This window comes from Streptomyces sp. NPDC048462 (assembly GCF_043200175.1).
In the GTDB taxonomy this organism is placed as follows: Bacteria; Actinomycetota; Actinomycetes; order Streptomycetales; family Streptomycetaceae; genus Streptomyces.
In genome coordinates this window covers 58439-71494 of record NZ_JBICXG010000010.1, presented here as the reverse complement: position 1 = coordinate 71494, position 13056 = coordinate 58439, and the positions used below count along the sequence as shown (strand labels likewise).

Here is a 13056-nt window from a genome sequence, read left to right as displayed (position 1 = left end):
TTTCACACACCACAGGGGCGGTTGACCGCAGGGGGCGGGGTGGGGAAAACCCCACCCGAAGACTGCGCTGGGCACCAGCGCGCCGGACCCCCTCGTGCCGACAGACTTCAGGGCAGACAGCGACCATTCGGCGCTGACCGACATAGGAGAGAAACCGTGACAACGGCTGTGACCATTCCCAGGCACGAAGGCACTGGAGGGCGTACGGCTGTTGCTGCGCGGGCGCGGCAGGTCGTCAAGGCGTACGGGGTCGGAGAGACCCGGGTCGTCGCCCTCGACCATGTCGATGTGGACATCGCACGCGGCCGGTTCACCGCGATCATGGGCCCGTCCGGCTCCGGCAAGTCGACGCTGATGCACTGCCTGGCCGGTCTGGACACCGTGACCTCCGGCCAGATCCACCTCTCGGAGACCGAGATCACCGGCCTCAAGGACAAGAAGCTGACCCAGCTCCGGCGTGACCGGATCGGGTTCATCTTCCAGGCCTTCAACCTCCTGCCGACGCTGAACGCGCTGGAGAACATCACGCTGCCGATGGACATCGCCGGCCGCAAGCCGGACGCCGCCTGGCTGCGCCAGGTCGTGGAGACCGTTGGCCTCTCCGAGCGCCTCAAGCACCGGCCGACCGAGCTCTCCGGCGGCCAGCAGCAGCGCGTCGCGGTGGCGCGGGCACTCGCCGCCCAGCCGGAGATCATCTTCGGTGACGAGCCGACCGGGAACCTGGACTCGCGGGCCGGCGCCGAGGTGCTCGACTTCCTGCGCAAGTCCGTGGACGAGCTCGGCCAGACCATCGTCATGGTCACCCACGACCCGGTCGCCGCCTCCTACGCGGACCGGGTGCTGTACCTCGCCGACGGACGCATCGTCGACGAGATGCTCAACCCCACCGCCGACCAGGTGCTGGACCGGATGAAGGACTTCGACGCGCGCGGGCGGACCTCATGACCGTCTGGAAGACCTCCATGCGCAACTTCTTCGCGCACAAGGGGCGGATGGCGCTCTCCGCCGTAGCCGTCCTGCTGTCGGTGGCGTTCGTGTGCGGCACGCTCGTCTTCACCGACACGATGAACACCACGTTCGACAAGCTCTTCGCCGCGACGTCGGCCGACGTCACCGTCAGTCCGAAGTCCGCCAAGGTCGACGACACCCCGGAGAACGGCAAGCCCGAGTCGCTGCCCGCCTCCGTCGTCGCGCGGGTCGAGAAGGCCGACGGGGTGAAGGAGGCCGAGGGCGCCGTCTCCAGCATGGCCGTCACGGTCGTCGACAGCCACAACAAGAACATGGGCTCCGAGGGCGGCGCCCCCACGATCGCCGGCAACTGGACGCGCAACGACCTGCGTTCCATGGAGATCACCTCGGGCCACGCACCGCGCGGCCCGACCGAGGTCATGGTCGACGCCGACACCGCCGACAAGCACCACCTGAAGCTCGGTGACGAACTGCGCACCATCGCCGTCACCGGCGACGTCCGGGCGAAGATCAGCGGCATCGCCGCCTTCAAGGTCACCAACCCGGGCGCGGCGATCGTCTACCTCGACACCGCCACCGCCCAGCAGAAGCTGCTCGGCGCCCGCGACGCCTTCACCCAGATCTCCGTCACCGCCGAACCAGGCGTCAACGACGTCCAGTTGAAGCGGAATGTCGCCACCGCGCTGGACGGCTCGGCCGCGTACAAGCTCCAGACCCAGAAGGAGGCCGCGGACTCCAACAAGGACTCCATGGGCTCGTTCCTCGACGTCATGAAGTACGCGATGCTCGGCTTCGCCGGGATCGCCTTCCTCGTCGGCATCTTCCTGATCGTCAACACCTTCTCGATGCTGGTCGCCCAGCGCACCCGCGAGATCGGCCTGATGCGGGCCATCGGCTCCAGCCGCAAGCAGGTCAACCGGTCCGTGCTCCTGGAGGCGGTGCTGCTCGGCATCGTCGGATCGCTCCTCGGCGTCGCCGCCGGGGTCGGCCTCGCCGTCGGCCTGATGAAGGTCATGGGCGCGGTGGGCATGGAGCTGTCCACCCAGGACCTCACCATCGCCTGGACGACCCCGGTGGTCGGCCTCGCCCTCGGCATCATCGTCACCGTGTTCGCCGCGTACATCCCTGCCCGCCGGGCCGGCAAGGTCTCCCCGATGGCCGCCCTGCGCGACTCCGGGACCCCGGCCGACGCCAAGTCGGGCTGGATCAGGGCCGGCATCGGCCTGGTCCTCACCGGCGGGGGCGCGGCGGCGCTGTGGGCGACCACCCAGGCGGACAAGTCGAGCGACGGCTCGCTCTTCCTCGGCCTGGGCGTGGTCCTCACCCTCATCGGGTTCATCGTGATCGGCCCGCTGCTCGCCGGTGTCGTGGTGCGCGCGCTCGGCGTCGTCGTCCTGCGGCTGTTCGGACCGGTCGGCCGGCTGGCGGAGCGCAACGCGCTGCGCAACCCGCGCCGCACCGGAGCCACCGGCGCCGCCCTGATGATCGGCCTCGCGCTGGTGGCCTGCCTTTCGGTGGTGGGCTCCTCCATGGTCGCCTCGGCCACCGACGAGCTGGACAAGTCCGTGGGCGCCGACTTCATCGTGCAGTCCGCCACCGGCCAGCTGATCGTTCCGCAGGCCGCGAAGGCGCTGACGACCGCACCCGGCATCGAACACGTCACCAACTACAAGGTCCTCGGCGCGAAGCTCACCAACCCCGACGGCTCGACGACGGACGAGCACGTCACCGCCGCCGACCCCACATACCCGCAGGACCTGCGGCGCGAGACCGTCGCCGGTGACCTCAACGCGGCCTACGGCAAGAACGCGATGTCGGTCGGGGACGAGTACGCCACCGCCCACGGGATCAAGGTCGGCGACACGGTCACCGTCGCGTTCAAGGCGGGCGAACCGGCGAAGCTGAAGGTCGCCGCGATCACCTCGGACGACACGAGCGTCGACCAGGGCGCCATGTACCTGAACACCGCGACCGCCGAGCGATACGTCCCCGCCGACAAGATGCCCAAGAACGTGATCATGTTCGCCAAGGCGCAGGACGGCAAGGAGAAGGAGGCCTACGCCGCCCTCAAGAGCTCGCTCGCCCAGTACCCGCAGTACAAGGTGCAGAACCAGGCCGACTTCAAGCAGGACCTGAAGGACCAGATCGGCCAGCTCCTGAACATCGTGTACGGCCTGCTCGCCCTGGCGATCATCGTCGCGGTCCTCGGCGTCGTGAACACCCTGGCCCTCTCGGTCGTCGAGCGGACCCGGGAGATCGGCCTGATGCGCGCCATCGGCCTCTCCCGCCGCCAGCTGCGCCGGATGATCAGGCTGGAATCCGTGGTCATCGCCCTGTTCGGCGCCCTGCTCGGCCTCGGGCTGGGGATGGGCTGGGGCACCTCGGCCCAGAAGCTGCTGGCACTGGAGGGGCTCGGCGTCCTGGAGATCCCGTGGCCGACCATCATCACGGTCTTCGTCGCCTCGGCCTTCGTCGGACTGTTCGCCGCTCTGGTCCCCGCGTTCCGGGCCGGCCGGATGAACGTCCTGAACGCCATCGCCACGGACGGGTGAGGAGGAGCTCACCCCGCAGACACCCCAGAGCGAAAAACCCCCGGCCCCGGGACGTCCCTCCGACGTCCCGGGGCCGGACCCGTGTCCCCGGCCGCCGCACGCGGCCCGTACCGGGGCACGGAATCAGGCCGTACGGGGCGCTCCCGCACCGATCGCGGGAGCGGCTGTCCGAGCGGAGTCGTACGCTGGACAGCACCCCGGCCCGCCCGGGGGGCGGTTCCTGGATCATGCCGGAAACCGCCCTCCGCACGTGTCGGGCCCTTCGCGTTGCCCCCTGGCAGCAGCCGGCTGCCGGACCCTCGCCCTCGTTACCCGGACGGAAGCCCTTCATGAGCCTGCACGGTCTGCTGGATGTCGTCGTACGTGACCCGGCACTGTCCGAAGCGGTGCAGGCCGCCGGGGACGGCCACCGGATGCACATCGACCTGGTGGGACCGCCCGCCGCCAGGCCCTTCGCGGTCGCCGCGCTGGCCAGGGACGCCGGACGGACCGTGCTCGCCGTCACCGCCACCGGACGCGAGGCCGAGGACCTCGCGGCGGCGCTGCGCACGCTGCTGCCGCCGGACACGGTCGCGGAGTACCCGTCCTGGGAGACGCTGCCGCACGAGCGGCTCTCGCCCCGCTCCGACACCGTGGGGCGCCGCCTCGCCGTGCTGCGGCGCCTGGCGCACCCCAGGCAGGACGACCCGGAGACCGGGCCGGTCTCCGTCGTCGTCGCGCCGGTGCGCTCCGTGCTCCAGCCGCAGGTCAAGGGGCTCGGCGACCTGGAGCCCGTGGCGCTGCGGATCGGCCAGAGCGCCGACCTGGGGGAGACGGTCGAGGCGCTCGCCGCCGCCGCGTACTCCCGGGTCGAGCTGGTCGAGAAGCGCGGCGAGTTCGCGGTGCGCGGCGGCATTCTGGACGTCTTCCCGCCGACCGAGGAACACCCGCTCCGGGTGGAGTTCTGGGGCGACGACGTCGAGGAGATCCGCTACTTCAAGATCGCCGACCAGCGGTCCCTGGAGATCGCCGACCACGGGCTGTGGGCGCCGCCCTGCCGCGAGCTGCTGCTGACCGACCAGGTCCGCGAACGGGCCGCCGCACTCGCGGAACAACACCCCGAGCTGGGCGAACTCCTCAACAAGATCGCCGAGGGCATCGCGGTGGAGGGCATGGAGTCGCTCGCCCCGGTCCTCGTGGATGACATGGAGCTGCTGATCGACGTGCTGCCCGAGGGCTCGATGGCCGTCGTGTGCGACCCCGAGCGGGTCCGCACCCGGGCCGCGGACCTGGTCGCCACCAGCCAGGAGTTCCTGGAGGCCTCCTGGGCGGCCACCGCGGGCGGCGGCGAGGCCCCGATCGACGTCGGCGCGGCCTCGCTGCGCGGCATCGCGGACGTCCGCGACCGGGCCCGCGAGCTGGAGATGATGTGGTGGTCGATCTCCCCGTTCGCCGCCGGCGAGGACCTGGACGAGGACACCCTCAAGCTCCGGATGCACGCCCCGGAGGCGTACCGCGGCGACACCGCCCGCGCGCTCGCGGACACCAAGGGGTGGCTGGCCGACGGCTGGCGCACGGTGTACGTCACCGAGGGCCAGGGCCTCGCCTCGCGCACCGTCGAGGTGCTGGGCGGCGAGGGCATCCCGGCCCGGCTGGACGCGGACCTGGGCGAGATCTCGCCGTCCCTGGTGCACGTCTCCTGCGGCGCCATCGACTACGGCTTCGTCGACCCGGAGCTCAAGATCGCCGTCCTGACCGAGACCGACCTGACCGGCCAGCGCACCGCCATCAAGGACCTGGGCCGGATGCCGGCCCGCCGCCGCAAGAGCATCGACCCACTGACGCTGGAGACGGGCGACTACATCGTCCACGAGCAGCACGGCGTGGGCCGCTACATCGAGATGGTGCAGCGCACGGTGCAGGGCGCCACCCGCGAGTACCTGCTCGTCGAGTACGCCCCCGCCAAGCGCGGTCAGCCCGGCGACCGGCTCTACATCCCGACCGACCAGCTGGAGCAGGTCACCAAGTACGTCGGCGGCGAGGCGCCCACCCTGCACCGGCTCGGCGGCGCCGACTGGACCAAGACGAAGGCCCGCGCCAAGAAGGCCGTCAAGGAGATCGCCGGCGACCTGATCAAGCTCTACGCGGCCCGGATGGCGGCCCCCGGCCACGTCTTCGGCCCGGACACCCCCTGGCAGCGCGAACTGGAGGACGCCTTCCCGCACGCGGAGACGCCCGACCAGCTCTCCACCATCGCCGAGGTCAAGGAGGACATGGAGAAGTCCGTCCCCATGGACCGGCTGATCTGCGGCGACGTCGGCTACGGCAAGACGGAGATCGCGGTGCGCGCGGCCTTCAAGGCGGTCCAGGACGGCAAGCAGGTCGCCGTCCTCGTCCCCACGACCCTCCTGGTCCAGCAGCACTTCGGCACGTTCACCGAGCGGTACGCCCAGTTCCCCGTCAACGTACGGGCGCTGAGCCGCTTCCAGTCCGAGGCCCAGTCCAAGTCGACGCTCGAAGGGCTGCGCGAGGGCTCCGTCGACCTGGTCATCGGCACCCACCGGCTCTTCTCGTCCGAGACGAAGTTCAAGGACCTCGGCCTGGTCATCGTCGACGAGGAACAGCGCTTCGGCGTCGAGCACAAGGAGCAGCTGAAGAAGCTCCGCGCCAACGTGGACGTCCTCACCATGTCCGCGACGCCCATCCCCCGTACGCTCGAAATGGCGGTGACCGGCATCCGCGAGATGTCGACGATCACCACCCCGCCCGAGGAGCGCCACCCCGTCCTCACCTTCGTCGGCCCGTACGAGGAGAAGCAGATCGGCGCGGCCATCCGCCGCGAACTGCTCCGCGAGGGCCAGGCGTTCTACATCCACAACCGAGTCGAGTCGATCGACCGGGCCGCCGCCCGGCTGCGCGAGATCGTCCCCGAGGCGCGGATCGCCACGGCACACGGCCAGATGTCCGAACAGGCCCTGGAGCAGGTGGTGGTGGACTTCTGGGAGAAGAAGTTCGACGTCCTGGTCTCCACCACGATCGTCGAGTCCGGCATCGACATCTCCAACGCCAACACCCTGATCGTGGAGCGCGGCGACAACTTCGGCCTCTCCCAGCTCCACCAGCTGCGCGGCCGGGTCGGCCGGGGCCGGGACCGGGGCTACGCCTACTTCCTCTACCCGCCGGAGAAGCCGCTCACCGAGACGGCCCACGAGCGCCTCGCCACGATCGCCCAGCACACCGAGATGGGCGCGGGCATGTACGTGGCCATGAAGGACCTGGAGATCCGCGGCGCCGGAAACCTGCTGGGCGGCGAGCAGTCGGGCCACATCGCGGGCGTCGGCTTCGACCTGTACATCCGCATGGTCGGCGAGGCGGTCGCCGGCTACCGGGCCGCGCTGGAGGGCGGCGGCGAGGAGGAGGAAGCGCCGCTGGAGGTCAAGATCGAGCTCCCGGTCGACGCGCACATCCCGCACGACTACGCCCCCGGCGAGCGGCTCCGCCTGCAGGCCTACCGCTCGATCGCCTCGGCCACCTCGGAGGAGGACATCCGGGCGGTCCGCGAGGAGCTCACCGACCGCTACGGCAAGCTCCCGGAGCCGGTCGAGAACCTCCTCCTGGTGGCCGGCCTGCGCATGCTGGCCCGCGCCTGCGGCGTCAGCGACATCGTGCTCCAGGGCCAGAACATCCGCTTCGCCCCGGTGGAACTGCGCGAGTCGCAGGAGCTCCGCCTCAAGCGCCTCCACCCCAAGACGATCATCAAGCCGGCCCTCCACCAGATCCTGGTCCCGCGCCCGACGGCCGGCCGGATCGGCGGCAAGCCGGTGGTGGGCCGCGAACTCCTGGCGTGGACGGGGGAGTTCCTCACGACGATCCTGGGGTCGTGAGGGGGCGGGCCGCGGGGCGGGAGCCCCGGAGGGGATCCCTCAGGTGCGCCAGGCGGCCAGCAGATCCGCAGGACTGAGCGTCAGGTCCGGGCGGACGCCCTCTTCGACCCCCGCCGGGCACACGGCCAGCAGAGGGGCCGCCGACGCACCCGGCACGGCTGTCCGGGCCTCGGCGAGCCCGGACAGCTCACGGTCGCTGAAGCGCTTGGCCTCACGCCACTTGACCGAGCCGAGAAGGAGTACGCGCTTCCCCGATGCGGCGGGGACGACGATGTCGTACTCCCGGCTGTTGCCGCGGTTCCACCAGCTTCCGACCGGCCCGCCGCCCTCCAGCCCCGGCAAATCCGGGCTGAGCCGGTACACCGCCTCCTGTACGAGCGGTTCGACGGCCCGGCCCCGCCAGCTCGGCCAGCCCCGGTCGAAGGAGGCGCGGGCGATGTCCGCCCTGCCGCGCGCGATGTGGGCCCGCTGTTCCTCAATGAAGCGGAACCAGAAGCGCAGGTACGGGTCGTCGATGCGGTAGCGCCGCAGCTTGCTCCTCGCGGGCGCACCCACAGGAACGTCCACGCTGACCACTCTTTTGTCGGCGAGCACCTTTATGGCCCTGGTGACCGCCGTGTGCGCACTCACCCCCTCCTCCGGAATCCTTCCGGCGACCTGAGTGAAGGTGCTGAGCCCGACCTCGGTTCCTCCGATCGCGGACAGGACGCGCCGGGCCTGCTGGACATCGGGAAATTCCGCGTCGAGCGACCGCTGCCCCATGACCGCCAGGTCACTGTTCTCGTCGCCGAGCTGTTCGTGCACGAACGCCCGGGTGCTGCGCGCGCGTGCGCGGTCCAGGACGAGGCGCGGATAGCCGCCGGTGATGAGCGCGGTATCGAAAGCGTCCAGCGCGTTCCTGCCGTTCGTGCCGTCCCCCAGGGCCTCGGCGCACTCGGCGGGGTCGAAGGGCGCCACGGTGACGCTCCTGGCCCGGCCGTAGAGCGGCCTGTCGTGCTCGGTCAGCCGTTCCATCATCGCGACATCGGAGCCGATCAGTACGAAGAGAACGGGAGTGTTCTCCAGGTGCCGGTCCCACGCGTTCTGGAGCTGCCCCTCCAGGGCCGGATCGGCTTCGGCGGCCCAGGGGAACTCGTCGATGACGACGACGGAGGGGGTGTCGCGACAGGCGACGGCGATCCTGCCCAGTGCGTCCCGCCAGTCGGTGGGAGGAGCGGAGAAGAGCGAATCGGCGTCGGTGAGCGGAGTGGTCGAGGTGTGCAGTTCGGCGGTGAACGTCCGGAGCTGAAGGGCCGCCGGTGCGTTCTTCACGGCGGAGAAGTAGAGGTAAGGCAGCCCCGACTGCTCGACGAAGCGCGTGAAGAGCCGGGACTTCCCCACCTGGCGGCGTCCGCGCACGGCGAGCAATTGCCCGGTTCCGGTTTCGCGGATGCGTAGTGTGCGCTGCGCCAGCTCGGTGAGCGTGCGTCGGCGGCCGTAGAAACCCATGGGTCTGCCTCCTTTACAGCTAAACATACATGGATGAATCATACGCAGATGAAACATGCACGCATGAATGTTAGTGAGGTAGTGATGTGAGAGTTGACTCTCACGCATTGTGAGAGGATGCTCTCGCGTCATGCACTCCAGTAATCGCATGGGCGATATCGAGATCACTGATCCGCAGGCGATGCGGGCCCTGGCGCATCCGGTACGGCTGGCGATCCTCGATCACCTGCGCCGGGACGGGCCGGCCACCGCCACCGAACTCTCACCGGGCGTGGGGGCGACCCCGTCGGTGACCAGCTGGCACCTGCGCCACCTCGCGAGCTTCGGGCTGGTCCGCGACGCCGAACCCGGCCCGGACCGCCGGCAGCGGCGGTGGGAGGCGGTGGCGCGGGGCTTCCGCTTCGCGGAGCCGCAGGACCCGGCGGACGTCGAGGGCCGGTCGGCGGCGCGCGAACTGTCGCGGCAGATGTTTCTGCGTCACGCGGACGCCCCGGCCCGCTGGGCCGATGAGGTCGAGCCCGTACTCGATCCGGCATGGCGCGGCCCGGCCGGGCTGGCCGACACCCGTGTCACGGTCTCGGCCGAGGAACTCGCGGCCATCCAGGACGGGATCGAGCGGATTCTCGCGCCGTACGTCACGCGCGACCCGGCCGACCGGCCCGCCGGAAGCCGTGGCGTACGGCTGATGCGCTACGTCCTGCCGGAAACAGCCGGAGAACAGGGCCGGGCTGGGGCGGGCCGGCAGGCGGACCAACAGGAGGAACGGCAGGCGGGCCGCAGGACACAGGAAGCAGACCGCCGGGAAGAGCGGCAGGCAGGCCGCCGGGCAGGGCGGCGGAAGCCGTGAGCGGCGCAGACCTGCCACCCGCGATATCCCTGTGGCGCGATCGTCGGTTCACCCGCTTCTGGGCCGGTAACTCGGTCTCGCAGTTCGGCGACCGGATCACCGAGCTGGCCCTGCCCTTGATAGCGATCGGCGCGCTGGACGCCTCGGCCAACCAGGTGGCGTGGCTGACCGCGCTCATCTGGACCCCCAACCTGCTCGCGATCCTCCTGGGCGCCTGGGTGGACCACCAGGCGCGCAAACGCCGTCTGATGATCCTCGCCGACCTCGTGCGCGCCGCGGTGCTGCTGAGCCTGCCCGCGGCCCAGCTGCTGGGGGCGGTGACGCTCACGCACCTGTATGCCGCGGCCCTGCTGACGGGCGCCGCCGGGGTGCTGTTCAACACGGCCTATCCGCCGTTCTTCGTACGGCTGGTACCGCGTGCCTCCTACGTCGACGCGAACAGCAAGCTCAGCGCCAGCCGTTCGGCGTCCTATGTCGCCGGCCCGGCGATTGGCGGCGCGCTGGTCCAGGCGCTCACCGCGCCCGTCGCCCTGGTGGTGGACGCCCTGAGCTTCCTGGTGTCGGCGGTCCTGATCGGCCGGGTCCGGGTCGGGGAACCGCCGGCGGCCGCCCCCGGCGCCGCAGCGTCCTCACTGCTGCGGCGGTCCAGAGAGGGCTTGGCGTTCGTCGTCCGTCACCCGGTGCTGCGGGCGAGCCTCGGCTGCGCGGCCACCGTCAACTTCTTCACCTTCGTCGGAGGCAGCGGCCTGCTCGTGCTGTTCGCCAGCCGGAGCCTCGGACTGTCGGCAGGCGTGATCGGCCTCGCCCTCGGGGCCGGCGCGACCGGTGGCCTGCTCGGCGCGGTGTGTGCTCCCGCGATCTCACGACGGCTCGGCATGGGGCGCAGCATCGCCGTGGGCGCCGTGCTCTTCCCCGCACCGATCGCCATCGCCGCCGCGGCGGACGGCCCGCTCTGGCTCCGCGCGGGGGCGCTCGCCGCGTCGCAGTTCCTCGCCGGCTTCGGCGTCATGCTGTTCGACGTCAACCTCAACTCCCTCCAGGCCGCGGTGATCCCCGATCACATGCGCAGCCGGGTCGCGGGTGCGTACAGCACGGTCAATTACGGGACGCGCCCCGTCGGCGCCATCGTCGGCGGCCTGCTCGCCACGCTCGTCGGGTTGCGACCGACACTCCTGGTGGCCGCCGTCGGGGGAGCCCTGTCGCTGCTCTGGCTGCTGCCTTCCCCGATTCCCCGGATCCGCTCACTGGACCCGGAGACGCTTGCGGGCGTCATCGGGGACGGGATCGCGAACGGGGGCAGCGGGAGTCGGCAGGCCGTGTGATGCGGCAGGCTGGTGTCGGTGTCGGTTACGGAGGAGAACGGTATGGGCGGCAGTGAGTGGATCAGCTCTTCGGTGCCCTATCTCGCCGCGACTTCCGGAGCTCCAGGTGACACGTGGGGTGCGGAGGCCGCCGCCGAGGGGCGTCGGGGCAGTCAGCGCATCGTTCAGGCGGGTGAGGTCGAGGCACCGGATGAGGTCGCTGAGCTGCTGAGGCTGTCTGCCGGGCAGCGCGTCATCGCCCGGCGCAGGGTCATGTATCTCGACGGTGAGCCGTGCGAGTTGACGGACACGTACTATCCCGTGGACATCGCGGGCGGCACCGGACTTGCCGGTACCAGCAAGATCGCGGGCGGGGCGGTCAGGCTCCTCGCGGAGCTCGGGCATGTGGGCGTCTGCGTACGGGAAGAAGTGACCGCGCGGCCGGCCACCGGGCACGAGCGGGAACAACTGCGCCTGGCGGAAGGGGAACCCGTGCTGCAACTCACCCGGCTCACTCTGGACGACTCTGGCAGGGCCATTCAGGCAGACGTCATGGCGATGCCGCCGCGACGCCAGAAGCTGCGGTACGAGATCAGGATCGGATGACTGCGCCCCGACCCGACCGGCCCGCCAGACGAGGCCCGGCCCGCCCCGACCAGGCCCCGCCGCCGGCAGCGGGGCCCGAGTGCGGTGGCGAGGCGTCAGAAGCCGGTCAGGTCCAGGGACCGGGCCATCGCGTGGTAGCCCGCATCGTTCGGGTGGAGGTGGTCGCCCGAGTCGTAGGTGGGGGTCATCCTGGCCGGGTCCGTGGGGTCGGCCACGGCCAGGTCCAGGTCGACCACCGCGTCGTACGCGCCGGAGGTCCGGATCCAGTCGTTGACCGCCTGCCGCTTGGCCTCGTTGGCGGTGCTGTCGTAGGACGAGCCGCCGATGGGGGTGAGGGTCGCGCCGATCGCCCTGATGCCCTTGGCGTGGGCCTGGCGGATCAGTGAGCGGTGTCCGGCGATCAGCTGGGCGACGGAGACCTCGGGGCTCGGGGTGCCCACGGCGCCCGTGCCGCTCGCCCCGATGTCGTTGATGCCCTCCAGCACGATAACCGTGCCCACGCCCGGTTCGCCGAGCGCGTCCTTGCGGAAGCGGGCCACGCCCTTCTCCCCGGCCCAGTCCATGTCGTTGGTGACCTGGTTCCCGGCGATGCCCTGATTGACGACGCTGCGCGGCTTCCCGGTGGCCGCGAAGCGCTCCGCCAGCTCGTCGGGGTAGCGGTTGTCCGCGTTCGGGGTGGACCCGACGCCGTCGGTGATGGAGTCGCCGAAAGCCACGACCCCGTTCCTGCGCGGGGCTCCGCCGCCGCTGACCTCGACGCCGGTCAGGTAGTACCAGGATTCGCTGGTCTCCGTGAACGCCGCTCCGCCGCGGTCGGCACGGTGATCGCCCTGCGCCCGGTAACTCGTCGCCGACGACATCAGGTGGAAGGTGGCCGGCCCGGTCGGCCCGGCCAGGTGCAGGGTGACGGTCAGCGATTCGAGCGCCCGGGTCCTGAACGGCAGCGCGTCACTGGTCAGTTCGGACCCGGCCGCGATGGTCGCCGAGCGGTGCCGCCCGAAGGAGAGCTGCTGGAGCGAGCCCGGCCTGACCGAGGCCCCGTCGTCCGTACGGGCCACGGTCGCGCCGGTGATCCGCAGCGGGATGCTGCCGTAGCGGTTGGACAGTTCGACGCGGGCCCGGGTTCCGCCGGTGCTGACGCGGACCACCTGGCGTACGGTCTGGTCCGCGAAGCCCTGCTGCGACCAGTTCGGCCCGAAGGGCGCGGCCGGTGCCTGCGGCGAGGTCGCCCAGCCCCCCTGCCACTGCCCGTGGTCCTGCTGCGCAGGGGCGCCGGTGCGGGCCGGCGCGGCGTGTGCCGGCGCGACGAGCCCTTCCCCGCCGGTGAGTGGCAGTACCGCCAGTGCGGCTGTGGTCAGCGCCGTGACAGCCGTGCGCCGTGCTGCGTGCGTGGTTCTCATGTTCCCCACCCTGTCGTCTTTTGAAGCCCA

The 13056-nt window shown here is 71.0% G+C and carries 8 protein-coding genes; 6 read left to right on the top strand and 2 right to left on the bottom strand.

Annotation, left to right across the window (positions count from 1 at the left end):
* Positions 1 to 156: 156 nt before the first annotated feature.
* The 3 genes from ACGFU6_RS18515 to mfd all read left to right on the top strand — a co-directional run bounded on the left by ACGFU6_RS18515 (position 157) and on the right by mfd (position 7384).
* Positions 157 to 945: an ABC transporter ATP-binding protein gene (locus ACGFU6_RS18515; RefSeq protein ID WP_393612002.1), complete on the top strand. Its 789-nt coding sequence runs from the start codon at positions 157 to 159 to the stop codon at positions 943 to 945.
* Positions 942 to 3521, top strand: coding sequence for an ABC transporter permease (locus ACGFU6_RS18510; protein WP_393612000.1), 2580 nt, complete (start codon positions 942 to 944; stop codon positions 3519 to 3521). The genes ACGFU6_RS18515 and ACGFU6_RS18510 overlap by 4 nt, the downstream gene beginning before the upstream one ends.
* Before the next feature lie 329 nt (positions 3522 to 3850).
* Positions 3851 to 7384: a transcription-repair coupling factor gene (mfd, locus tag ACGFU6_RS18505; protein WP_393611999.1), complete on the top strand. Its 3534-nt coding sequence runs from the start codon at positions 3851 to 3853 to the stop codon at positions 7382 to 7384.
* 39 nt (positions 7385 to 7423) lie between these two features.
* Here mfd and ACGFU6_RS18500 read toward each other — a convergent pair whose 3' ends face one another.
* Positions 7424 to 8872, bottom strand: coding sequence for an ATP-binding protein (locus ACGFU6_RS18500; RefSeq protein WP_393611997.1), 1449 nt, complete (start codon positions 8870 to 8872; stop codon positions 7424 to 7426).
* A gap of 130 nt (positions 8873 to 9002) precedes the next feature.
* On the opposite strand from ACGFU6_RS18500, the gene ACGFU6_RS18495 reads away from it, so the two are divergent.
* From ACGFU6_RS18495 to ACGFU6_RS18485, 3 genes are read left to right on the top strand one after another with little or no spacing between them, the layout of a single operon-like run.
* On the top strand, positions 9003 to 9719 hold the full coding sequence (locus tag ACGFU6_RS18495; protein WP_393611995.1) for an ArsR/SmtB family transcription factor: 717 nt from the start codon (positions 9003 to 9005) through the stop codon (positions 9717 to 9719).
* Positions 9716 to 11041, top strand: coding sequence for an MFS transporter (locus ACGFU6_RS18490; protein WP_393611993.1), 1326 nt, complete (start codon positions 9716 to 9718; stop codon positions 11039 to 11041). Before ACGFU6_RS18495 ends, ACGFU6_RS18490 begins: the two co-directional genes overlap by 4 nt.
* Before the next feature lie 42 nt (positions 11042 to 11083).
* Positions 11084 to 11626, top strand: a complete 543-nt coding sequence (locus tag ACGFU6_RS18485; protein WP_393611991.1) for a GntR family transcriptional regulator — start codon at positions 11084 to 11086, stop codon at positions 11624 to 11626.
* 95 nt (positions 11627 to 11721) lie between these two features.
* Here ACGFU6_RS18485 and ACGFU6_RS18480 read toward each other — a convergent pair whose 3' ends face one another.
* Positions 11722 to 13026, bottom strand: a complete 1305-nt coding sequence (locus ACGFU6_RS18480; protein ID WP_393611989.1) for an SGNH/GDSL hydrolase family protein — start codon at positions 13024 to 13026, stop codon at positions 11722 to 11724.
* Positions 13027 to 13056: the final 30 nt, after the last annotated feature.

Coding starts and splice junctions, on each gene's coding strand:
- ACGFU6_RS18510 (WP_393612000.1), top strand. CDS start 942: ATGACCGTCTGGAAGACCTCCATGCGCAACTTCTTCGCGCACAAGGGG.
- mfd (WP_393611999.1), top strand. CDS start 3,851: ATGAGCCTGCACGGTCTGCTGGATGTCGTCGTACGTGACCCGGCACTG.
- ACGFU6_RS18500 (WP_393611997.1), bottom strand. CDS start 8,872: ATGGGTTTCTACGGCCGCCGACGCACGCTCACCGAGCTGGCGCAGCGC.
- ACGFU6_RS18495 (WP_393611995.1), top strand. CDS start 9,003: ATGCACTCCAGTAATCGCATGGGCGATATCGAGATCACTGATCCGCAG.
- ACGFU6_RS18485 (WP_393611991.1), top strand. CDS start 11,084: ATGGGCGGCAGTGAGTGGATCAGCTCTTCGGTGCCCTATCTCGCCGCG.
- ACGFU6_RS18480 (WP_393611989.1), bottom strand. CDS start 13,026: ATGAGAACCACGCACGCAGCACGGCGCACGGCTGTCACGGCGCTGACC.